14 protein-coding genes are annotated in these 24,400 nt (G+C 66.8%); 7 read left to right on the top strand and 7 right to left on the bottom strand.

All coding sequences use genetic code 11. From position 1 onward, the window contains the following. Positions 1-90 precede the first annotated feature (90 nt). The gene (locus tag FHS74_RS31255; protein ID WP_322915018.1) at positions 91-174 is read left to right on the top strand and encodes an SEC-C metal-binding domain-containing protein; all 84 of its coding nucleotides are present in this window, start codon (positions 91-93) and stop codon (positions 172-174) included. On the opposite strand, the gene FHS74_RS31380 is transcribed toward FHS74_RS31255, so the two are convergent. The 7 genes from FHS74_RS31380 to FHS74_RS29710 form a co-directional block, all read right to left on the bottom strand. After that, entirely contained in the window at positions 136-351 is a 216-nt protein-coding gene (locus FHS74_RS31380) for a transposase (RefSeq protein ID WP_425491393.1), read from the bottom strand. The two genes, FHS74_RS31255 and FHS74_RS31380, sit on opposite strands and share 39 nt — an antisense overlap. A gap of 134 nt (positions 352-485) precedes the next feature. Then, the gene (locus FHS74_RS29685; protein ID WP_184807888.1) at positions 486-1,961 is read right to left on the bottom strand and encodes an NAD-dependent succinate-semialdehyde dehydrogenase; all 1,476 of its coding nucleotides are present in this window, start codon (positions 1,959-1,961) and stop codon (positions 486-488) included. Continuing rightward, positions 1,958-3,253 (bottom strand): 4-aminobutyrate--2-oxoglutarate transaminase, encoded by a 1,296-nt coding sequence (gene gabT / locus FHS74_RS29690; RefSeq protein WP_184807889.1) that lies wholly within the window; start codon positions 3,251-3,253, stop codon positions 1,958-1,960. Before gabT ends, FHS74_RS29685 begins: the two co-directional genes overlap by 4 nt. Before the next feature lie 93 nt (positions 3,254-3,346). Continuing rightward, on the bottom strand, positions 3,347-4,402 hold the full coding sequence (speB, locus tag FHS74_RS29695; protein ID WP_184807890.1) for an agmatinase: 1,056 nt from the start codon (positions 4,400-4,402) through the stop codon (positions 3,347-3,349). A 14-nt stretch (positions 4,403-4,416) separates the two neighbouring features. Continuing rightward, the gene (locus FHS74_RS29700; protein WP_184807891.1) at positions 4,417-5,811 is read right to left on the bottom strand and encodes a flavin monoamine oxidase family protein; all 1,395 of its coding nucleotides are present in this window, start codon (positions 5,809-5,811) and stop codon (positions 4,417-4,419) included. A 15-nt stretch (positions 5,812-5,826) separates the two neighbouring features. Next, positions 5,827-6,528 carry a TetR/AcrR family transcriptional regulator gene (locus tag FHS74_RS29705; protein WP_246463471.1) on the bottom strand — a complete coding sequence of 234 codons (702 nt, stop codon included), beginning with the start codon at positions 6,526-6,528 and terminating at the stop codon, positions 5,827-5,829. Continuing rightward, entirely contained in the window at positions 6,515-7,951 is a 1,437-nt protein-coding gene (locus FHS74_RS29710; RefSeq protein WP_184807892.1) for an amidase, read from the bottom strand. Before FHS74_RS29710 ends, FHS74_RS29705 begins: the two co-directional genes overlap by 14 nt. A gap of 652 nt (positions 7,952-8,603) precedes the next feature. Here FHS74_RS29710 and FHS74_RS29715 point away from each other — a divergent pair. The 6 genes from FHS74_RS29715 to FHS74_RS29735 form a co-directional block, all read left to right on the top strand. Continuing rightward, complete coding sequence (locus FHS74_RS29715; RefSeq protein WP_184807893.1) at positions 8,604-10,934, top strand: TonB-dependent receptor; 2,331 nt, start codon at positions 8,604-8,606, stop codon at positions 10,932-10,934. 76 nt (positions 10,935-11,010) lie between these two features. Then, positions 11,011-12,165: an MFS transporter gene (locus tag FHS74_RS29720; RefSeq protein WP_184807894.1), complete on the top strand. Its 1,155-nt coding sequence runs from the start codon at positions 11,011-11,013 to the stop codon at positions 12,163-12,165. 57 nt (positions 12,166-12,222) lie between these two features. Next, the gene (locus FHS74_RS29725; protein ID WP_184807895.1) at positions 12,223-13,650 is read left to right on the top strand and encodes an aldehyde dehydrogenase family protein; all 1,428 of its coding nucleotides are present in this window, start codon (positions 12,223-12,225) and stop codon (positions 13,648-13,650) included. A gap of 47 nt (positions 13,651-13,697) precedes the next feature. Next, on the top strand, positions 13,698-15,671 hold the full coding sequence (locus tag FHS74_RS30800) for a flavin monoamine oxidase family protein (RefSeq protein ID WP_246463472.1): 1,974 nt from the start codon (positions 13,698-13,700) through the stop codon (positions 15,669-15,671). Beyond that, positions 15,668-15,928: an aldehyde dehydrogenase family protein gene (locus tag FHS74_RS30805; protein ID WP_281384715.1), complete on the top strand. Its 261-nt coding sequence runs from the start codon at positions 15,668-15,670 to the stop codon at positions 15,926-15,928. The genes FHS74_RS30800 and FHS74_RS30805 overlap by 4 nt, the downstream gene beginning before the upstream one ends. 958 nt (positions 15,929-16,886) lie before the next feature. After that, positions 16,887-24,400: beta strand repeat-containing protein (locus tag FHS74_RS29735; RefSeq protein ID WP_184807896.1), on the top strand; the 7,514-nt coding region annotated here is incomplete at its 3' end.

Here is a 24,400-nt window from a genome sequence, read left to right on the forward strand (position 1 = left end):
GAGGCCGCCGGACAAATCCCCCGCGCCATCCTCGTCCTGCACAAGATCGCCAAGATCAGGGCCGCACGCCCACCCGCAAAGCCAGCGCCCATCCGCCAGGCCAAGGTCGGTCGCAACGACCCGTGCCCCTGCGGATCAGGCAAGAAATACAAACGCTGCTGCGGTGCCAACTGAGCCGTCAACCGTTACGCCGGTGGGGGACGCGCACCGCTTACCATATAACTGGTTCCGATGCATTCCGTGACGCCGCACCACCGTGCTCGCCACCGCGTCAGGCTCCAAACTCTCCGCCACGATCCGCGCCTTCTCCTCGGCACTCCACCGGCGCCGACGCTCAGGCCCCTCCAGCACCTCCGCCGGATACGACGTGGGCTCATTGATTGGCAAATTAATGGGCAAATGATCCAACCGGGCCTCCTTCGACAGGCCCAATGCTCACACACCCAGGAATTCCGAACCACGTGGGGGCAGCGCACCGCTTACGGCTAAACGGCGCCGACACAGACGTACTTTATGTCGAGATAGTCTTCGATGCCGTGGCGGGAGCCTTCGCGGCCCAGGCCGGAGTCCTTGATGCCGCCGAAAGGGGCGACCTCGGTGGAGATGCCGGCGGTGTTGATGCCGACCATGCCATAGTCCAGCGCCTCCGACACCCGCCAGAAGCGGCCGAGATCGCGGGTGTAGGCGTAGGCGGCAAGACCGGCGGTGGTGTCATTGGCCAGGGCCACGGCCTCGTCCTCGGTGCCGAAGCGCTGCAGGGCCGCGACCGGGCCGAACGTCTCCTCCGTCGCGATCCTCATGCCGGCGCTCAGGCCGGTCAGCACCGTGGGGGCATAGAAATGGCCGATCCCATCCAACCGCGTGCCGCCGGTCAACAGGATGGCGCCCTGGGCCAGCGCGTCTTCCACATGACCCTCGACCTTGGTCAAGGCCTCGTCGTTGATCAGCGGCCCTTGATCGCTTGGGCCGGCCAAGCCGTCGCCCACGACCAAAGCCGCGGCCCGGGCGGCGAGCCTTTCGGCGAAGGCGTCGTGGATGCCGGCCTGCACCAGCAGGCGGTTGGCGCAGACGCAAGTTTGGCCGGTGTTGCGGAATTTCGCCAACAGGGCGCCGTCCACCGCCGCATCCAGATCGGCGTCGTCGAAGACGATGAAGGGCGCGTTGCCGCCCAGTTCCATGGACACGCGCTTCATGGTGCCGGCGGCGGCGGCCGTCAGCCGCTTGCCCACGGCGGTGGAGCCGGTGAAGGTCAGCTTACGCACCCGGCCGTCCTCCAGCCAGGCGTCGCCGATGGCCGGCGCGTCACCACACAGGACGTTCAGGACCCCGGCCGGAACGCCCGCTTCCGCCGCCAGGACCGTGAGGGCCAGCGCGCTGAGGGGCGTCAGTTCCGATGGCTTCAGCACGACGGTGCACCCGGCCGCCAGCGCCGCGCCCACCTTGCGGGTGATCATGGCGGCGGGGAAATTCCAGGGGGTGATGGCCGCCACCACGCCCACCGGCTGGCGGGTCACCAGGATGCGGGCGTCGGCGCGATGGCCGGGAATGGTCTCGCCGTAGACGCGTTTGGCCTCCTCCCCGAACCATTCCAGGAAGCTGGCGGCGTAGGCGATCTCACCTTTCGCCTCGGCCAAGGGCTTGCCTTGCTCCGCCGTCAGCAACCGGGCGAGGTCGTCGGCGTGCGCCGTCATCAGGTCGAACCATCGGCGCAGGATGCTCGCCCGCTCCTTGGCCGTTCGCCGGCGCCAGGCCGGCAGGGCGGCGTGGGCGGCATCGACCGCCGCGCGGGCTTCGTCGCGGCCCGACCGGCGCACCTGGCCCAGGACCCGGCCGGTCGCGGGGTTGGTGACCGTCACCACATCGCCGTCAGCCGCCAGCCAGCGGCCGTTGACATAGGCCCCGTCGCGCAGCAGATCCGGACGCTTCAGCGCCAGGCGCCGCCTTTCCGCGTCGGCGCTCATCGCGTCACCGCCAGGGCCTGGGCCAGGATGTTCAGGCCGGCGTCCAACTGCGCGTCGGGAATGGTCAGGGGCGCCAGGATGCGGATGACGTTGCCGTGGACGCCGCAGGACAGCAGGATCAAGCCCAACTCCAGCGCCCGCGCCGTGACCTGGCGGGTGGCGTCCGGGTCCGGGTCGACGCCCCCGCGCTCCTTGAAGATCTCGAAGGCCACCATGGCGCCGGGCCCCCGGATGGCCCCGATGGGCAATATATCGTTACGGTTCCGTAATGTTTCCAGCCTGGCCTTGATACGGCCGCCTAGGGCGTCTGCGCGGGCCAGCAGCCCGTCATCCTGGATGACGTCCAGCACGGCGAGCGCCGCGGCGCAGGCCACGGGATTGCCGCCGTAGGTGCCGCCCATGCCGCCCGGCGCCACCGTGTCCATGATGGCGGCCCGGCCGATGACGCCGGACAGGGGGAAGCCGCCTGCCAGCGACTTGGCGATGGTCACCAAATCCGGCTCCACGCCGGTATGCTCGATGCCGAACATGCGGCCAGTACGGCCGAAGCCCGCCTGCACCTCATCGGCGATCAGCAGGATGCCGTGAGCGTCGCAGAGGCGGCGCAACTCGCGCAGCAGTTCCGGCGGGGCGGGGTTGAAGCCGCCTTCGCCCTGCACCGGCTCCAGGATGAAGGCGGCGATGCGCTCCGGGCCCACGTCGGCACGGAACAGATAATCCAGGGCCTTCAGGGCATCGGCCACGGTGGTGCCGTGGTGCGGTATCGGGAAGGGCAGGTGCCACACCTCCGGCGGCATGGGCCCGGCATCCTTCTTATAGGGGTTGACCTTGCCGGTGAGGGCCGAAGTCAGGAGGGTGCGGCCATGGAAGGCGCCGGTGAAAGCGATGACGCCGCTGCGGCCGGTGGCGACGCGGGCGATCTTGACGGCGTTCTCCACCGCCTCGGCGCCGGTGGTGAAGAACACGGTTTTGGCGGGGCCGCTGAACGGGGCCAGCGCGTTCAGGCGTTCCGCCAGGGCGACGTAGGGCTCATAGGCCGCCACCTGGAAGGCGCTGTGGGTGAAGCGTTCCATCTGCGCGGCGGCGGCGGCCATGACCCGGGGATGGCGGTGGCCGGTGTTCAGCACAGCGATGCCGCCGGCGAAATCGATGTAGCGGCGGCCGTCGACGTCCCACAGCAGGGCGTTGTCGGCGCGGTCGGCGTATATGGCCGTGGCATGGGCCACGCCGCGCGGCACGGCGGCGGTGCGGCGGGCGAGGAGATCGGCGTTGCTGGGATTGGGGCTGGACATGGGTGGGGTGTCCTCTGTGGCGAGGGTAAGGGGCGGCGGTCCCGCCGGTGGGGCCGGCGGGCCAAAGGGGATGGTCGGGCTGGGGGTGCTGCGTCAGCCGCGTTGTCGGCGCCGGTCCAGGGCCAGGGTGGCCAGGCACAACTCCTCGAACAGGATCTGAGCACCGACCTGGGCGGTATTGCTGGTGGGGTCGTATTGCGGGGCGATTTCCACCACGTCGGCGCCGACCACGTCCAGGCCGGCCAAGCCGCGCAGGATGGCCAAGGCCTCCCGCGAGGTCAGGCCGCCCACCTCGGGCGTGCCGGTGCCGGGGGCGTAGACCGGATCCAGGCAATCGACGTCGAAGGAGATGTAGACCGGCCCGTCGCCGACCACCTCGCGCGCCTTGGCGATCACCGCCTTGACGCCCATTTCCGCCACGTCCTCGGCATGCAGCACGGTCATGCCGGCGTCGTAGGAGAATTCCCAGAAGAACTCCGCGCTGCCACGGATGCCGATCTGGATGGTGCGGTCCGGATCCAGCACGCCATCCAACACCGCCAGGCGGAAGGGGCCGCTGTGGTGGAAGCGGGCGCTGTCGTCGCTGCCGCTGGTGTCGCAATGGGCGTCGAAATGGATCATGCCCACCGGCCGCTCCCGTCCCAGCGCCTTCAGGATGGAATAGCTGACGGAATGGTCGCCACCCACACTCAGCGGCACCACCCCCGCCGCCGCCAGCCGGCCGTAAAAGGCCTGGATATCGTGGTGGCAGGCTTCCAGGCTCAGGTAATTGCTGAAGGGAACGTCGCCAATGTCGGCGATGGCGGCTTGGGCCGACGGCACCAGGCGCAGTACATGGTTGTACGGGCCGATGCGATCCATGCCCCGGATGGCGCGGGGACCGAAGCGTGACCCCGCGCGGTTGGTGACGCCCAGATCCATGGGCACGCCGACCAAGGCGATATCCAGGCCGCCGAAGTCGTCCAGCGCGGCCAGATCGGGGCGCAAGGGCGCGTCCAGCAGGGTGCCGGCGTCGGCGAAGGGCTGGCGCGGGGCCTCAGCACCCCGGAACACCGCCTCCGCCACCGCGCGGAAATGCGGGTCGAAGAAATCGGCCGGTGAAGCGGCGCCGTAGCGCTGCCGCAGGCGGGCCAGCTTGGCCTGGTCCATCGTCACCCCCCGTCTCAACGCGCGGCCAGGATTTCGGACGCCGCCCGCTCGCCGGAGCGGATGGCGCCATCGATATAGCCGGGCCAGCGGCTGGCCGTTTCCGTGCCGGCCCAATGGATGCGGCCCGTGGGCTGGCGCAGGGTGGCACCCAGGCTGGTCCAGGCCCCCGGCACCATGAAGCCGGCGTAGCCGCCGCGCGCGTATTCCTCCTCCAGCCAGGACAGCTCGATATAGTCCCGCATGTCGGCGGCGGCAGGGCCGAACAGGCGGACCAGCGATCGGGTGACGGCGGCCTGGCGTTCCGCCGGCGTGCGGGCGGTCCATTCCTTGGCCTCGTCCCCCTCGATGAAGGCGACCAGGATGCCAGGCGTGCCGGCGGCGGGGGAGTTGTCGTAAATCAGGCTCACGGGGCCGTCTTCGCTGATCGCCATCCCCGACAGGCCATCCTCGCGCCAGAAGGGGGTGGGGTAGAGGCACTGCACCTTGATGCAGGCGCCCATCGGCATGCGCTGGGCCAGATGGTCCCGCGTTCCCGGCAGGGGTGGGCTGTAGCGCAGGCGCGCCGCCAGCGCCGGTGGCAGGGTGACGATGGCATGGCGGGCGTGGATTGCCTCGCCTGAGGCCGTGGTGACGGTCACGCCCTCCCCATCCTGGGCCAGGGCGGCGACCGGCGCGTTGAGACGCAGATGTGGCCGCACCGTGTCCGCCAGGCGTTCCGCCAGGTGCTGGGCCCCCAGGGTGAAGCGCCGTTCCTGCGCCCCGCCCCCCATGCTGATCAGCGCGGCCAGCCCGCCAGCCGCCTTGATGTAGAACAGCACATGCAGCAGCGACAGCTCCCGCGCTTCTGATGCCAGGACGGACCGGGCCAGGAAGCGCATCCAGAACCGCGCCTCGTCGCTGTGGGCGGTCCGGGTGATCCAGGTGTCGAAGCTTTGGCTGTCCAGGGCGCCGGCATCGGGGCTGGTCCAGGGGGTCTCGGCATCCACCGTTTCCGCCAGGGCGTCCAGCGCTCGGAAGGTGGCCTCCACCTCCGCCAGGGCTGACGGTTCATGGGGGGGCAGCATGCCGGTGAAGCGCATCAGCCGACCACCGTGGAGGCAGAGATTCTCCCCCTCCTCGAACGAGGCGAAGGTTTCCACGCCCAATTCCTCGGCCAGGGCCAGCACCTTGTCCTGGCCGGGCCCGACCCACTGGCCACCCACATCGATGGGGGTGCCATCCTGGGCGTGGCGGGTGTGGATGCGGCCGCCCACGCGGTCGCGCGCCTCCAGCACCGTGACGCGCAGGCCGGCGCTCACCAGGGCGCGGGCGGCGGTCAGGCCGGCGAACCCGGCCCCGATGATGGCGACATCGACCGGTTCCGCGCAGGCGGATTCCGGGCGGCAGGCGGACTCGATGGGCTGGCCCATGACGCTCTCCGGTTCTTAGAGGTAGGTGCGCTGCGCGGCGATGATCAGTGACTGGACCGCTTGGCGCGAGCGGAAGCTGTTGGCGGTCGCCAGCCACTGCAACAGGATGCCGACGAAGCCGGTGAAGATGAAATTGGCCAGGCCGTCGATGTCCGGCTTGATGCTGCCATCACGGACATCGCTGGCGTCGGCCAGGACGGACCGATAGAGGTCCAGATATTCCTCATATTTGCGCTTGGCCAGCCATTCGGACCCCGGCGTGCTGAGCGCGTAGAGGGTCAGGTTGAACAGGGCCAACTGCTCGTTGGGGCTGCGCTCCACCTCACCCCTTATGAAGGTCAGCAAGTGGTCGATGCGGTCGTGCAGCCGTTCCGGCGTGGAGAAATAGGCGGCCAGGCTGTCGCGTGACTTTGCCACCAGGTGGGTCAGCACGTTCATCAGCACGGCGTCCTTGCCGTCGAAATAATAGTGCAGGGTGCCCAGGTTCACGCCGGCCTCGCCCGCGATCTTGCGCGTCGTGGTCCCATGCACGCCCTCGCCGGCGATGACGGTGATGGCGGCGGCCATGATGGCCTCACGCTTTCCCTCGCGCTTTTCTTCGCTCTTGGACTTCAGGGGCTGCGACACGGGCTTTTCCTCGGATCTCGCGGCGCGCGGGCCGTTGAGGCTGGCGGTCAGGCGGGACGTCATGGTGATGGTGGCGTTATTGGTGGTCAACAGGGGGGGGCGCCGGCCGGGGGTCGATGGGGGTGACGGGCCCCCACCTTTGCTCCAGCGCGGCGGCGGCGGCCAGCGCCAGGCCGTCGCGGAAGCGGCTGGCCACCAGTTGGACGCCCAGGGGACCGTCCGGCCCCCGGTGCACTGGCACCGACAGGGCGGGCACGCCCAGGAAGGCCGTGGCGGTGCAGGGGCTGTGGGCGGTCAACAGCCGGTGGGCCTCCTCCACGCCGCGCACATCATAGCCGACGGGGAAGGGCACCGACCAAGCGGTGGGCATCAACAGCAGGGGAAAGTCCTCGAAGAACATCTGCCAGGCACGTTGGAAGGTGGCACGGGCGGCGAGGCCGTCCAACATCCCTTCCGCCGACAGCGGGGGCACGCAGGCGGCGGTCAAGTCCAACGACCGGAGGAGCGCCTCGTCGCCCAGGGCGAAGGCCGCCCGCGCCGCCGGGCTGCGGCAGTCGTTGGACAGCAGGGTCATCCACAGCGCGGCGGCCTCCTCGAAGCGGGGCGGTGCCGCCTCCACCACCTCATAGCCGGCGTTGGCCAGCGCATCGGCGGCGCGGCGCAGGGCGGCCAGGATGGGGGCGTCGGCGGCGTGGTCCGCCGTGCCGGTGAACAGGGCGATCCGGGGGCGCCGTGCGTCATCGGGAAAATCCAAAGGAACCGGTACCCAGGCCGGGTCGCGCGGATCGCGCCCCGACATGGTCTCCAGCCCCAGCCGGATGTCGCGCACCGAGCGGGCCAGCACACCCTGGGTCGACCCCAGTTGCAGGCACAGTGACCTTTCCGCCTTGCCCGTGGGGTTGTAGGCCGGCACCCGGCCGGTGGTGGGACGCAAGCCGTAGACGCCGCAGGCGCTGGCCGGCAGCCGGGCGGACCCCGCCAGGTCGTTGCCATGCGCCAGCGGCACCATGCCGGTGGCCACCGCCGCCGCCGCCCCGCCGCTGGACCCACCCACGTTCAAGGCGGGGTTCCACGGGTTCAGGGTCAGGCCATGCGGCGCGTTGTCGGTGAACCAGCGGCAGGAGAAGGCGGGGGCGTTGCTGCGACCCAGGAGAATGGCGCCGGCCTTGCGCCAGTTGGTCACCGGCGGGCTGTCCTCCGCCGCCACCAGGCTGGTGAAAGCGGAGACGCCGTTGGTGGTGGCGCTACCGGCCTGGTCGACATTGATCTTGGTCGTCACGGGCACGCCGTGCAGCGGCGGTAGGTGGGCACCGGCCGCAATTCGCGCGTTGGCTTCGTCGGCGGCGGCCAAAGCAGTCTCGCGGCATATCTCCGTCAGGGCGTTCACCGCCGGATTGACGATCCCGATGCGGTCAAGGCAGGCGGCCGTCGCCTCCCGGGCCGAAACCCGTCGTTCCCGGATCGCCGATGCCAGATCCGTGGCATCCCATTGCCAAAGCGCGGTGCCGCCCATGTCCCGTCCCTGTTCCTGAAAGACATTTTTTAAGAAGGCGTCGGCGTCGTGCGGCGGGTCGTTGCCAGGCCGCGCACCGGTTCGGGCGCCCTGCGGGGCGCTCGGGGACCGGATCGACGTTTGTCATGTTTCCTGGTTACAGGCCCCCAATGGCGCTGTCAACCAATTTTGGTCAAATGATCAATTTATATCCGGCGTCGTTCAGGGCGGGGTGGCGGTGCTCTCCGTCAGCTTTTTTGTCGCGGCTTTTTTCAGCGGCCAGGAGGTGCGACCTGAGAAGGTGATCATAATATCATGATTTATAACGACTTATTTTGAAACGATCCAGGGTGTGGCGACGTGGGTGATCAGCCAAACCCAGAATCTTTATCCTTGACAACCTTTCGGAAATGCGTCGCTCTTGAGACATAAATTGGTCAAATGATCAAACATTGACATGAACAGGGTTCCCTGGCCGTGGGTGGCCGGGGGTGATTTTGATGGCCCGGTACGGGATGACCGTCCGGTGTTTTCCGACGCAGGCTGGCGCCCTTCCGGGCGCGGTCCTTTGGGCGGGGCGCGAAAGCGGCCCCGAAGGGGGATGGCTTGCCGGGCAATGGCCGCCGCCAAGGCGTGCCGCGATCAGATGAACGGGAAGATTCGGGAGACGGAAATGAAGCGGAAACGGTATGCCTATGCGGCCCTCGGCCTGTCTTGTTCCCTGGTGCTGGGGGCGTCCGCGCCGTCGCGGGCCGCGGAACCGGCTGGCGCCTCTGACGACGTGTTGCAGGACATCGTGGTGACGGCGCAACGGCGCGCCCAAAGCCTTCAGGATGTTCCCGTATCGGTCAGCGCCTTCGCTGGCGACGACCTGAAAAGCCGGGGGGTCACCTCCATCGACCAGATCGGCAGCATGGTTCCCAACGTCCAGATTCACAACGACAAGGGCGGTGGCGCCCCCACCTGGGTCATACGCGGCGTGGCGCTGTTCGATTTCAACGCCAACAACAACCCCGCCACCGCCATCTACATCGACGACGTCTACCAAAGCTCCGCCGTGATGGGCGGCGGCGCGCTCTATGACCTGGAGCGGGTGGAGGTGCTGAAGGGCCCGCAGGGCGGGCTGTATGGCCGCAACACCACCGGTGGCGCCGTGCAGGTGCTGTCCAAGCCAGCCAAGCTGGGCGCCAAGGATGGCTATGCCTCGGTCGATTACGGCAAATGGAATGAATACCGGGTGGAAGGGGCGCAATCCATCCCCGTCACCGATACCCTGGCGCTGCGCGTGGCCGCGGTGCAGGAAGGGGGCGACGGCTGGCAGAAGACGCTGGCGGGCAACACCCGCTGGGGCGCGCCCGACCGGACCGCGGCCCGCCTGCAGGCACTGCTGCAACCGTCGGAGCGCTTCACCGCCCAACTGAAGCTGTTCGGCAGCCGGGACCAGTCGCAGACAACGCTGGCCACCAGCAACGCGGCCTACGACACCTCCGGCGCCTTCTGCGGCGCCGTGGCCGGCGGCGGCAACGGCAACGCCTCGTGCCTGAACTTCGCGCAGTTCAACAACCTGGTCACCGGCGCCACCGGCGCCTTGTCCTCGGCCAGCCAGTCCAACGATGGCCGCGTGGTCATCTCCAGCCCCATCAACCGGCTGGACAATCACGAGTGGGGCGCCACCCTGACGCTGGACTATGATTTCGACGACGCTCGCCTGACCTCGATCAGCGCGGCGGACTATTTCCACTTCGGCCAGGTTTACGACTACGACGCCACCAACCTGCGCCTGGGCGACCAGGCGGAGCGGGCCACCATCCGCAACCTGTCCCAGGAACTGCGGCTGACCTCCACCGGGGACACCCGGTTCAAGTGGCTGGCCGGTGCGGTTTATGCTCAGACCGGCTTCCAGGAGTACCGGACCTTCGACATGCGGGACAACGTGGCTATCGTTTCCGCCTCCTTCACGCCGCTCGGCGTATCGCAACAGGACGGCGTGCTGGCGGTGCAGTACCGGCAGCAGACCCGCCACGCCTCCGTCTACGGCCAGGCCGACTACGCCCTGACCGACCGGTTGAACCTGTCGGCCTCCCTGCGCTACGCGACGGAGGAGACGGACTTCCGCAACGGCAAGGACTTCTTCCCGCTGGCCGGCATCACCCTGCTGGACAACCTGAATTCGACATATCGCCTGCACGACCATGTGTCGGGCAAGGTGTCGGCCGATTACCATCTGGCCGACGCCGTCCTGCTCTACGCCTCGGTCGCGCGCGGCTACAAGTCGGGTGGCGTCTTCGGCGGCTTCCCGCAGGAACCGGGCGACGTCACCCCCTATAAGGAGGAAATCGTCTGGGCCTATGAGACGGGGGTGAAGAGCACGTGGTGGGACCGCAAGCTTCAGGTCAACCTGGCCGGCTTCCACTATGACCATTCCAACCTGCAGGCGCTGACCACCCTGCCCAGCGTGCTGACCCCCGGACAGTTCATCTTCCGCCTGACCAACGTGGGCAAGGCCACCCACGACGGCGTTGAATTGGAAACGACGCTGAAGCCCTTGCCGGGCCTGACGCTGCAGGCCTCGGGCGCTTATGTCGATGCCGAGGTGACGCAGAGCAACGATGTGCTCTACTCCTTCGACAACCAGGTGCTGCCCTGGCAGGGGCGCCGTATCGACTACTCGCCCCGGTGGACGGGCTCCTTCGGCGTGCGGTACGACCGCGCGGTCACGGATCAGCTGGTGGGCACGGCGCAGCTGGATTTCGATGTGCGTAGCGCCCAGGTGATCGGCAGCACCCTGGTCGACGGCGCCTTGCGCAACATCGGGGGCTACGGTCTGCTGAATGGCCGGCTGACGCTGGCGTCCGACCATGACGGGTGGAGCGTGTCGCTCTGGGGGAAGAACCTGCTGAACCGGCGTTACTTCACCGACCGCAATAATGACGGCCTGGGAAGCTATTACTCGGTGTATGGCCGGCCCGTCAGCTACGGCCTGAACCTGACCAAGACCTGGTAAGGCGTGGCCTAACGCCAACGCACTGTCCAGCGCCCATCGCCCAACGCCCACCGCCCACCGCCCCTGGGGAGGCTTCATGGCATCCGTCACCACGTCCACCGACCAGCCAATTCCACCCATGCTGTCGCTGGCGGCCATCACCGCCTTCGGCCTCATCGGGCCCTTCATATTCCTGGTGTCGCCGGTGATCGCCGGCCAGTTGGCCCTGGAATGGCACTGGTCGGCCGGGGATATCGGCGAACTCATGTCGATGGAGCTGGGGGGCGCCGCCCTGGTTTCCTTCCCGGCCGTCTTCCTTCTGCGCCGCCTGCCGTGGCGGCCGCTGGTGGCGGCGGCATCGCTGGTGTTCGCGGGTGCCGCCGTGGGCTCGGCGTTGGTCGCGCGCGCCGGGGGCGACCCCGCCGTGCTGGTCCCTCTGCGGTTCGTCGGTGGCGCGGCGGGCGGTCTCCTGTCGGTGGTGTGCCTGCTGGCGGCCGGCCGCTCCGCCGACCCGCACCGGGCCTTCGCCTGCTGGACGGGCGGTCAGACCGTCTCCGCCGCCCTGGGCTTGCTCTACCTGCCGCGGTTGTTCGGGGTCATGGGGCTTGCCGGGCTCTACGCGCTGCTGGCCGTGGCGGCGCTGCTGGCCGTGGCGGTGGTGGCGGGGCTGCCCACCGGCTGGCCCGAACAGTCGGGGGAGACGCGGAGCGGCGGTTCGGCGGCGCCCCGCCTGAATTTGCTGGCCATCTTCTGCTACTATCTGGCCATCAGCGGCGCGTGGGCCTTCGTCGGCGTGCCGGGCCTGGGATTGGGCCTGACGGAGGAGGGGGTGGGCACGCTGACGGCGGCGGCCATGTTCACCGCCATCCTCGGCTCCATCCTGGCGACCCTTTCGGGCCGTTCCCGCCACCGTGCCGCCCTCAGCCTGGGCTTCTTCGCCCTGCTGTTGGCCTGCCTGCTGGTGCTGGCCTTCCCGCCGGGGCGGGGAGCCTTCGTGGTGGCGGTCGTGCTGCTGCAGGTGTGCTGGTCCTTCCTGGTGCCGATGCTGCTGGCGGCGTTGGCGGATACCGATGGCGGTGGCGGGCTGGTGATCCTGTCCAACATGATCATCGGCGGTGGGGCCGCCCTCGGGCCGCTGCTTGCCGGCTATACCCTGGACTACACCGGAACCTATGTCGCGGTGGCCGCGCAGGGGGCGCTGCTGCTGGCGCTGTCGGCCGCCGCCTTCGGATGGGCACGCCGGGGCGCCTGACGCGCCGGACCCCAATCTTTCCCCATTCCCTTCGGTTTCACTGCTTGGATCGGACCCATGTCTTCGCTTCCGCTTCTTTCCTGTTACATCGATGGCCAATGGCGCATGCCCGAGGGCGGTCGCCTGCTGGACGTTATCAACCCGGCGACCGAGGCTGCCTGCGCCCGGGTGGTCCTTGCCGGGCCTGGCGAGGTGGATTTGGCCGTGGCGGCGGCGCGGCGGGCGTTCGAGACCTTCTCCCAGACCAGCCGTCAGCAGCGTCTTGATCTGCTGTCCGCCATCCTGGCGGCCTATGGCGCCCGCATGGCGGATATCGGTGACGCGATCTGTCAGGAGATGGGGGCGCCGCAGGGCTTCGCCCGACAGGTCCAAGCCGGCATCGGCGCGGCGCATCTGGCGCAAATGATTGAGACGGTGCGCACCTTCGCTTTCGAGGAGGTGCGCGGCCCCCTGCGCCTCCTGCGGGAACCCCTGGGCGTGGCCGGGCTGATCACGCCCTGGAATTGGCCCATGAATCAAATCGTGTGCAAGGTGGCGCCGGCGCTGGCGGCGGGCTGTCCCGTGATCCTGAAGCCCAGCGAGTTGGCCCCGCTCAGCGCCAACCTGTTCGCGGAGGTGATGCACGCCGCCGGGGTTCCGGCGGGCGTCTTCAACCTGGTGCACGGCGATGGCCCCGGTGTCGGCCAGGCCATCGCCCGCCATCCGGACATCGACCTGGTCTCCTTCACCGGTTCAACCCGCGCCGGGGTGCAGGTGGCTAAATTGGCGGCCGACACCGTCAAGCGCGTCACCCAGGAACTGGGTGGAAAATCCGCCAACATCGTTCTGCCCGACGCCGATCTCACCACGGCGGTGGAACAAGGGGTGCGCCGTTGCTTCAGCAACAGCGGCCAATCCTGTAACGCGCCCACCCGGCTGCTGGTGCCGGAGGACCGGTACAGGGAGGCGGCGGCCGTGGCCCGCGCTGTCACCGAAACGGTCATCGTCGGCGACCCGCTGGATGCCGCGACCACGCTGGGGCCCTTGGCCAACGCCACCCAGTTCGCCAAGGTTCAGCAGTTGATCGAGATCGGCCTCGGGGAGGGGGCGGAATTGGTGGCCGGCGGTCCCGGCCGGCCGGCAGGCCTGGCGCGCGGCTATTATGTCCGGCCCACAGTCTTTGGGCGCGTCAGCCCGACCATGACCGTGGCGCGGGAGGAGATTTTCGGACCCGTCCTCTCCATCCTGACCTACCGCACGGAGGAGGAGGCCATCGCCCTGGCCAATGACACCGTCTACGGCTTGGCGGCCTATGTCCAGTCGCGCGACATTGACCATGCGCACGCGGTGGCCCGCCGCCTGCGCGCCGGCACGGTCTATGTCAACGATCCGGCCTGGAGCCCGGCGGTGCCCTTCGGCGGTTACAAGCAGTCGGGCAACGGCCGCGAATACGCCGAATTTGGGCTGGCCGAATTCCTGGAATTGAAAGGCGTTGTCACTGGTTAATCCAGGTTGCGCGTCCGCCTTCAGTCACTCAACCCCGCGAGATGGCATTGAACGTCGAACACGATTCCGAGGCCGAAATGTCCGATATTGTTCCCTTGTCCGCTGAAGACACCGCTGTGTCCCCCATTCTCAGCCGGCGCCTCGTCTTGGGTGGCGCGGGCGCTCTGGGCTTGGCTTTGAGTGCCGGGCCCTGGAGCGGCGCGGCGTCCGAATTGGAAGGCGGCACGGCACTTTCGGCGGGCGGGGGGGCGGGCGTATCAAGCTATCCGCCGGCATTGACAGGGCTACGCGGCAGCGACCCGGGGTCTTACCAGGTGGCGCATGCCCTGCGGGACGGCGCACGATGGGAAGATCCAGAGGACATCGCGGAAAAATACGATCTCATCATCGTCGGCGCCGGTCTGAGTGGCTTGGCCGCGGCTTACTGGTTTCGTAAGTGGCATGGTCCGACGTCCCGCATCCTGTTGCTCGACAATCACGACGATTTTGGGGGCCATGCCCGGCGCAATGAGTTCCATGCCGGCAAGCGGATGCTTCTGAGTTTTGGCGGTACCATGAGCATAGAGATGCTGGATAATTATTCAGCGGAGTCCATGGGATTGCTGGAGGAATTGGGCGTCGACATTAGCAAGTTCGAGCGCTATTTCGACCAGGGATTTAACGACCGCAACCGGTTGGATACGGCGGTTTTCTTCGACAAGGAGACGTTTGGCCGCGATCAATTGGTCGTTGGCGACCCTGGTGGGCCGTTCGGCGGCGGCAACGCTCCCCCCGAGGCGTGGAGGGCATATCTCGCCAACACGCCGCTTTCGCGGCAGGCCCGCGCCGACATAGTCAGGTTCAGGACACAGCCGGTTGAATACCTTCCTGGGCTGGACGCCGATGAAAAGAGAAATAAGCTGGGGAAGATGAGTTTTGAGGCTTTCCTCGTCGATGTCGTCAAGATGGATGAAGGGGCGGTTGCCTACTATCGGAAATACTCGCACTTGGTTCGGGGCGTGGGGGCGGACGCGATCGATGCCGTTCTTGGTCTATGGCTGACGGCGCCCGAGGTCGCGGCGTCCATGGGAATGGCGTCGCCATATACGGATGATTCCATCATTCACCACTTTCCGGACGGCAACGCGTCCATCGCGAGACTCCTTGTCCGCTCGCTCGTGCCCGGCGTCGCCCCTGGCGGGACGATGGAAGACGTGGTGACCGCGCGGTTTGACTATGCGGCCCTGGATCGGCCGTACAACCCCGTCCGCCTCCGTTTGAACAGCACGGTGGTCCATGTGCGCAACGTGGGTGTGGCATCCCTGGCGCGGGAGGTCGAGGTGACGTACGTGAGGGCCGGCCGGGCCTACCGTGTCCGTGGCGCGGCTTGCGTCCTTGCCTGCTGGAACATGGTCATCCCTTACGTCTGCCCGGACTTGCCGGCAGAGCAGAAGGCGGGCTTGGCCTACAACGTCAAGGCGCCGCTGGTCTATGCCAAGGCCCAGATCAGAAACTGGCGGTCCCTGAAATCCCTGGGGGTGGGGACGCTCTACTGCCCCGGCAGTTACTTCAGTCAGGTGGCCTTGGATTTCCCAGTCAGCATGGGGGATTATCATTGCGCGTCAGAACCGGCCGATCCCTGCGTCCTCCACCTGGTTCGCACACCATGCAGCCCAGGACTGTCGATCAAGGATCAGTACCGGGTGGGGCGGCAGGAAATCCTGGAGACGCCGTTGGAAACGTTTCAGAAGGAAATCGGCGACCAACTGGATCGGATATTGGGGGCGGGTGGGTTCAAGGCATCCAGGGATATCCAAGCGATCACCGTGAACCGGTGGCCGCATGGCTATTCCTACATGTATTCCCCACTGTGGGATCCGACATGGCCGCAGGGGCAGGAACCCCATGTGGTTGGGCGGCAGCCTTTCGGTCGCATCGCCATTGCAAACGCGGATTCCGGGGCCTTGGCGGAATCATCGACCGCGCTGAACCAGGCGCACCGCGCGGTGCGGGAGGTGATGGCCATGCTTGGAAAAGCCTGACCTACCGCTCGGAGGAGGAGGCCATCGCCCTGGCCGACGACACCGTCTACGGCTTGGCGGCCTATGTCCAATCGCGCGACATTGACCACGCGCACGCGGTGGCCCGCCGCCTGTGCGCCGGCACGGTCTATGTCAACGATCCGGCCTGGAGCCCGGCCGTACCCTTCGGCGGTTACAAGCAATCGGGCAACGGCCGCGAATACGCCGAGTTCGGGCTGGCCGAATTCTTGGAACTGAAAGGCGTTGTCGCGTTATAGCCAAGCCCCGCTTCGCCGGTCCTGGATCACCGGTGTTGTCCCCGGACGCCGCCGGTGATCCAGGGCGACGGATCCCCCCGTGGGATAGCCATCATGCACGGGATCATTATTGTCGGCTGTCAGTCGGAGGAAGACGGCTGGCGACGCCAAGCGATCGCCGCATGATCACGCTCCCGCCTCTTCTCGAAGGTATTCTATAGAGATTTCTTGGAACAAGAACTGGCGTGCCCTTTGTTCCGCTCTTTATTGCCCGCCTAGGGGGCTTTCTCCCGTGAAGTGGAGCGGCGCAGCGGTTGATAAGCAGGGAAATTTCGATCCGCTGGAGGTAATGGCTTCTGGATTCGCTGTCATCGAACCTATCTGTCGCCGGCTGAATATAGACCAATGGTTATATTTGGCCGTTTGCGCGCCGTTGGCGCCCCGCGGCCCCCAGGTGCATCGGTATAGCTTGCTCAGCGAAACGTCGAATCCAATGGCTGACCCTCCGGCCAACGCCAACTCCATAAAGGTTAAAAAATAGTAAAAACGAATAGCGAAAATAGCTGACGTGCGGTGGTATATTTTAGCCAACTCCGCATAAGGATATGGAAAAAAAGGGAAAGAGGTTTAGGTGGGTTACTCCGAGAAGCGATAAATTCTTACCAATTCTGACCAAGCCTGTCGCGTAAAGTTATTAACGAGAATTAACGAATAGCCCGTGAGACGAGAGCCATTACATCTAAATTCCATAGATTGAATTGACTTACAGATTTCCATCCCTCACATCAATGCAGTGATCTTGCCTTGCGGGCAGGGTGGAAGCTTGGGCGGGGCGCCCTGGCTTCCGGTGCGCCGGAAGGGTTGGGGTGGAAGCAGCGGATTGGGGCGTCGGGGTAGGGCCTTGGCGGTACACCAAAATTCGCTTTTTTCGTCACCCGACCCGGCCGTGGTGCAAACCAGTGGTTGGGGATCAGGCGGCATGACGAAGCAGACGATTACGCGCGGCAACAGCAACAAGAAGACGCGGCAGGCCTTCCTGCTGGGCGCATCGGCCCTAGCCATCGGCGTGGGGTTGGCGTCACCGCAGACCGCCCGCGGCAATACGATCATCTCGTCCAGCACCAGCAGCGCGGTTGATATATCCACCGCCCAGGGCACCGTTACCGTCAACGGTGGCGTGACCCTCTCGAACACAGTGACGGCTTTGCGCATCGACGCCGCCGTCGGCACCCTGACCAACAACGGTTATGTCGGCGTCAGCCCCGGTTATTCTGGCATCAACAACCAGAGCAGCATCGGCACGCTGATCAACAACGGCACCATTTTTGGCACGGCGCTGGGCATATCCAATAACCGCGGCGCCACGCTCAGCAACCTGGTCAATGCCGGTACCATCCGCGCTTCCTCGACCACCAGCGCGGGCGAAGCCATCTACAACGCCGGCGGCGTAATCGGCACCCTCACCAACACTGGCCTGATCGAAGGCAAGTTCTACGCCATCCACAACCTTACAGACACGGTTGTCGGCACGATTGGCCTGATCGCCAACAGCGGCACCATCGTCGGCAACATCTGGAACGAGAACGCCACCAACCTGACCATCTCGGGCGGCTCAGGTGCCACGATTGGCACCTTCACGGGCGTCAGTGGCAAGGGCACGATCATCAACACGCTCAGCAACCTGGTGCTGTCGGGCGGCAACCTGTTTCTGAATGATAATATCAACCTCGGTACCGGCACGCTGATCAGCCGCGGCACCAACCTGACCATCGCCGCCGGTTCCACCGTCACCGGATCCTACTACCAGACGCTATCCACCAACACGCTGACCACCAGTGGCCTGACCGTAACGGGCCGCGTGACCCTGGCCGGTGGCACTATCGTCCCGTCCTTCAGCAGCGCCAGCAACTACATCGTCGGCACGGCCGGCGGTGTGATCTACTCGCCAACGGGCATCACCAATCTGGGTGCTGCCTTCGGCACCGCCGTGGCTCCCACCGGGGCCCATTTCTCCAACATCGGCGCCAGCGGTACGACGCTGGTCTATTTCAATCCGCTGACCGACTATATCGGCGGCGCCATCGCCTCCCTGACCGTGGGCAGCACCGTCCTGAACGGCCTGTCCACCATCTATCCCACGGCACTGTACATCGCCAGTACGGGTAGCCTGGGCACCTTGACCAACACTGGCACCATCCGGGGTGACATCGTCAACCTGAGTGCCAACAACCTTTCCATCCGGGGCGGCACGCTGACCACGATCGGCACGCTGACCGGGTATTCCAATTCCATTGGCACCATCAACAACACCGGCAGCAACGTGGTGTTGGTGGGTGGCAATCTGCGCGTGAACGACGTTATCAACGTCGGCACCAACACCCTGATCAACAACGGCGCCAACCTCACCTTCGGCACGCTGGGCACCATCAGCCTCACCGGCAATTTCGCCCAGACATCCACCTTGGGGACGCTGTCCCTGGGGACGAACCTGCTGTCCATCTCCGGCGCGGCGAGCATCGCCGGCACCGTTCTCAGCGGCTTCACCACCACCGTCAACCACACGGCGGGGGAGGCGATTACGCTGATATCCGCCGCAGGCGGCCTCTCCCTCAGCTATGGCACCCTGACCGGCGTCGTCAGCGCGTCCGGCGCCGGCATCAACGTGACAGGGACGGCCACCGGCAACGACCTGCTGGCCCTGGTGCGGAACTACTATATTGCCGGCACCTATGGCACCGTCACCAACACTGGCACGCTGAGCTCCACCTCGGCGGTCTATGTCGCCTCCACTGGCACCTTGGGTGCCGTGTCCAACACCGGCGTCATCCAGGGCAACATCGTCAACCTCAGCGCCAACGACCTGACCCTGCTGGGTGGCAGCGGCGGCACCTATGGCACGTTTACGGGGCTCAGCGGCACAGCCACGGGGACCATCCTCAATTCGCTGTCCAATGTGTCGCTGTCGGGCAATGTGATGCTGAACGACGGCGTCAACGTCACCGGCCACACGCTGGTCAACAATGGCGGCAGCCTGTTCCTGAACACTGGCATCAACGTCACTGGCAATTACAGCCAGACCGGCGGCGCGCTGCTGGAGGCCGGCGGCGGCGGCGAACTTATCGTCAGCGGCGCCGCCGTGGTCAGCGGCGTCAGCTATTCCGTGGTCGGCGCCACCTCCGCTTACCACTACCTGCAGGGTCCGGCCGGGGCCACGCCCATCATCGCCGGCGGTGTCGGCTCCAGCTACACCAGCATCACCTACGACAGCGGCATCACCGGGCTGACCCTGGGGGGCTACACCCAGGGCACCAGCCTGTGGGGCACCGTCCTCAACGACTATGTCGGTGACAGCCTGGCGTCCATCGCCGTGGGCAACGGCACCGTGCTGGCGGCGCAGGCCGGCGTGCAGACGCTGATCTATATTTCGGGCGCCGGCACGCTGGGCACCCTGTCCAACAGTGGCACCATCCAGGGCAACATCGCCAACAATGGCAGCGCCGACCTCAACATCCGGGGCGGCTCCGGCACCACCGTGGGCACCCTGGCGGGCTTCGGCGGCAGTATTGGCACCCTCACCAACACGAACAGCAATGTCGTGCTGTCGGGTGGCAACGTGCGCCTGGCTGACCAGGTCAACGTCGGCAGCCACCTGCTGTACAATTCCGGCGGTACGCTGAGCGTGGCGCAGGGCGTGACGGTCACCGGCAACTACTTGCAGAACAACGCCACCGGCACCCTGTCCCTGGGCACGGGCGAGAGCCTGATCGTCACGGGTTCCGCCACCATCAGCGATGGCTACATCAAGGTCGCCAGCTTGGACGCCCTGAGCAATCATGTGGCGGGCGATACCACCACCCTGGTGCAAGCGGGGGGGGCCTCCAGCTACAGCCTGGTGAGCAGCCAGAGCGTTCCGGTCGTCCAGTCCAACGTGAGCGGCTTGGGCGTCACCGGCACGCAGGTGGGCAACAACTTGCAGGCCGTGGTCGAGAACGACTACTTCGGCACCAGCACGACGGCCTTCACCCAGAGCGGCACCATCGTGTTGGGCACCAACAGCCAAGCCAGCGCCGCCCTCTATGTCGCCGCGACCGCCACCATCGGCACCCTGACCAACACCGGCGTGCTGAATGGCGAGGCCCCTAACGGCAACGGTATCTTCCTGAACTCTGACGGCACGCTGCACGGCTCGATCGGCACGCTGTCCAATAGCGGCACCATCGCCGGCCGAGTGGGCGTGGCCAACTATTCCGGCGTCATCGGCACGATTGACAACAGCGGCCAGATCCTGGACAGCCTGCCCAACTCGGGTATTTACAACAGCAACACCATCACCCTGGTGAACAACCAGGCCAGCGGCACGATCGCCGGCGCCTACGGCATCGCCAACAGCAACCTGTTGGGCACCATCCTCAACGCGGGCTTGGTCCAGGGGTCCGTCAGTGGGACCACCACCGCCGTGGGCATCGCCAACAGCGGCAGCATGGGCACGCTGAGCAACAGTGGCCGCATCGTGGCATCCGGCCGGGCCGCAGCCGCCGGCATTCAGAACTCCGGCACCCTGAACGTGGCGACCAACGCGTCGGGCGGCACAATCGCCGCCACGGGCACCATCTCCGGCGGCACCGGCAACGCCGTTGCCGGCGTGCAGAACAGCGGGACCGTCGGCACGCTCGCCAACAGCGGGCTGATCACCGTCACGGGTGTCAACACCATTACCGGCTTCAACGTGGTGGCCGGTGTCGCCAACCTGTCGGGTGGCGTCATCAACCTTCTGTCCAACGCCAGCACCATCACCGCCTCGGGTACGGTCACTGACTTCAACCTGTCCCGCCAGGCCGCCGTTTTCAACGCCGGCACCATTGGCACGCTGGTCAACAGCATCGGCGGCGTGATCAGCGGCCGGGTCTACGGCCTGGACAACTACGCCGGCGGCAGCATCGGCCAGGTGGTCAACGCGGGCACCATCACCTCCACGTCGCGCTCCGCCCTGTTCAACGAGGGCACCATCGGCACGCTGAGCAACAGCGGGGTCATCCGGGGCGCCAATACGGGCCTGTGGGTGGGGGGCACCCACAGCACCATCGTGTCGCTGGTCAACACCGGCACCATCCAGGGTGTGAACAACCAGGGAATCGCCCTCAACGACCTGACCACGATCGTCAATCTGGTCAACAGCGGCGCCATTCTCGGCGGCAGCTCGGCCCTCGACAATTTCGGCACCATCGGCACCCTGACCAATACCGGGACGATTCAAGGCGCCACGGCGCTACGTCTCGGCAGCGGTGGCTCGATCGGGACCTTCACCAACAGTGGCGTCATCGCGGGCGACATCAACAATAGCACCTCCAACGCCCTGACCATCGGCGGCGGCACGGGCACGGTGGTGGGTATCCTGACGGGCGCGAGCGGCAGCGTGGGGGCCGCCAACAAGGGCCGGATCACCAGCACGGGCGCCAACCTGGTGTTCAGCACCGGCAACCTGCTGTTGAACGATGACATCACCGCCACCGGCCGCACGGTGGTCAACACCGGCGCCTCGCTAAACCTGCCCAATGCCGTCACCGTGACAGGCAACTACGCGCAAGGGGCGTCCGGCGCTTTGGTCCTGAGCAGTGGTGCCGTGCTGAACGTGACCGGCATCGCCAACATCACCGTCGGCACGGTCACGTCCAGCGGCTTCAACGCCACCAGCAACTACCTGGCGGGCGGCAGCAACGTCACGCTGGTGGCTGGCGGCGCGGGCTCTTCCTACAACACCACGGTGGTCGCCGGGGGCGGCATCACCGGCCTGGGGCTGACCGGTAGTGTGTCGGGCAACAACCTGCTGGCCGTCGTTGGTAACGACTACGTCGGCGGCACCCAGGGCTCCATCAACAACACCGGCTCACTGACATACACCGGCGCCAGCACCGGCGCCGTCTACGTGGCTGGTACCGGCAGCCTGGGCACGCTGGTCAACAGCGGCACCATCACCGGGTCTATCGCGGTCGAGGTGGCGTCGGGCGGCGCGCTGGGCCAGGTGATCAACACCGGCACCATCGCCGGCGACATCGTCAACCTCTCGACCAACGTGCTGACCCTGACGGGCGGCACCATCGCGGGCACCTTCACCGGCGGCACCATCGTCAGCACGCTGGCCAACGTGGCGCTCGCATCGGGTACGCTGGCCCTGAACGACGCGGTCAATGTCGGCGGCGGTACTCTGGTCAACGGCGGTGCCAACGTCCAGTTGGCGTCCATCATCAGTGTCACGGGCAACTACAGCCAGTCCACCGGCACGCTGGCGGTGGGTGCCGCTGGCAAGCTGGTGGTCAGCGGCGCTGCGGCCCTGACGGGCGGCACTGTGGTCACCCCCCTGTCGTCCACGAGCAACTATCTGGTGAGCGACAGCGCGACCACCCTGGTCCAGGGCGGCGGCGGCTCCAATTATGCCGGGGTTGCGGTCACGGGTGGCGCCGTCACCGGCTTGGCCGTCGGTGGCACGGTCAGCGGCACCAACCTGCTGCTGGCCAGGCTAAACGACTATGTCGGTGGCAGCCTGTCAGGCGCCAACAACATCGGGACGCTGGCGGCAGCGACGGCTCTTTATGTGGCGGCGACGGGCAGTTTGGGGGGCTTCTCCAACAACGGGACGCTGGCGACGCTGACCGGCACGGTGGGGCCAGCGGTGTATGACGCGGGCGTCATCGGAACGTTCAGCAACACCGGCGGTACCCTTGTCGGCAGCGGCAACGGCGTGGCGGTGTCCATCACTAGCGGCGGCAGCCTGGGTCAACTGATCAACACCGGCATCATCCGCGGCGATCTGATCAACAGCGGCAGCGGCGCGCTCAGCATCACCGGCGGCAGCGGCGGCGCCATCGGTGTGCTGACGGGCACGCTGACCAATCAGGGCACCATTACCAACACCAATGCCGACGTGGTGTTTGCCAGTGGGGCGCTGGCGCTGAACGACCATGTCAACGTCGGCGCCAACACGGTGGCCAACACCGGCGCCAGCCTGTTCCTGGGCACGGCCTACACGGTGGGCACGGTGACCACCTACAGCGGTTCCATCGTCAGCATCACCGGCACCTATCGCCAGACGGCCGGCACCCTGGGCATGGTGGTCGGCAGCGGCGGGCTGGTGGTCAGCGGTGCGGCCAGCATCGTCGGCGGCCAGGTGCGGGCCAGCCTGACCAGCACATCCAACTACCTGGTGGGCGACAGCTACACCCTGGTGCAGGGTGGGGCCGGCGCCAGCTACAGCGGGGCATCCTCGCAGCTGGTGGGTGTGTCGGCGGTGGCAGGGACCTTCGCCACCGGCACGGTGGGCGGCAATGTCGACCTGTTGCTGGGCATCACCAATGACTATGTCGGCGGGACCCTGGGCAGCCTGGCCAACGCCGGCACGATCGGCGGCAACAACGCCGTGGTGGTGGCGGCCTCGGGCACGCTGGGAACCTTCAGCAACACGGGCACGCTCAGCGGCACCCGCGGCCTGACCAATCTGGGCAGCATCGGCACGGTACTCAACAGCGGCCGGATCCTCAGCGGCAGCACGGGCGTCTTCGGCACGGGCAACTTCGGCGTGCTGGCCAACAGCGGCACCATCAGTGGCGCTTCGGTGGGCGTGGGCCTGGCCGGCAGCGTGGGCACGCTGGTCAACAGCGGCCTGCTGACGGGCGGGCAACTGGCGCTGTACAGCAGCGGCAGCATCGGCACGGTGGTCAACAGTGGCACCATCGCCGGTAACATCACCAACGACAGCGCCAACGCGCTGACCATCGCCGGCGGTACGGGGGCCACAGTGGGCACCCTCACCGGTCAGTCGGGCATGGGCACGATCACCAGCACGCTGGCCAACGTAGTGGCGGCCTCGGGCAATCTGTGGCTGAACGACCGGGTTAATCTCGGCAGCGGCACGCTGGTCAACAGCGGGGCCTCGCTACGCCTGACCACCCTTGTCAGCGTGACGGGCAGCTACAGCCAGTCGGCTGGGACCCTGGACGTTGGCAGCGGCAAGCTGTTGGTCAGCGGTGCGGCCAGCATCACCGGCGGCACGGTTGTGGCCACGCTCTCGGGCACGACCAACTATCTGGCGGGCCAGGTCAGTTCCACCACCTTGGTGGCGGGCGGTGTCGGTTCCAGCTACAGCGGCGCCGCGGTGGCGGCGGGTGGGGTCACCGGTCTGGAGGTGACGGGCACCACCAGCGGCACCAATCTGGTGGTCGCGGGCCTGAACGACTATGTCGGCGGGACGCTGGGCACGCTGTCGAACAGCGGGACGATCAGCGCCAGCAACGCGGTCTATGTGGCGGCGACGGGGTCCCTGGGGTCCTTCAGCAACACCGGCGTACTGACGGGCGCCAATGCGGCGCTGAACAACCTGGGCACCATCGGCTCGATCAGCAACGGTACGCTGGGCACCCTGGGGGTGATGGCCGGCGGCGTGGGTGTGGCCAACGCCGGGGTGATCGGCACCCTGGTCAGCTACGGCACCGTCACCGGCAC

It is taken from the genome of Nitrospirillum iridis (assembly GCF_014205765.1).
Classification (GTDB): domain Bacteria; phylum Pseudomonadota; class Alphaproteobacteria; order Azospirillales; family Azospirillaceae; genus Nitrospirillum; species Nitrospirillum iridis.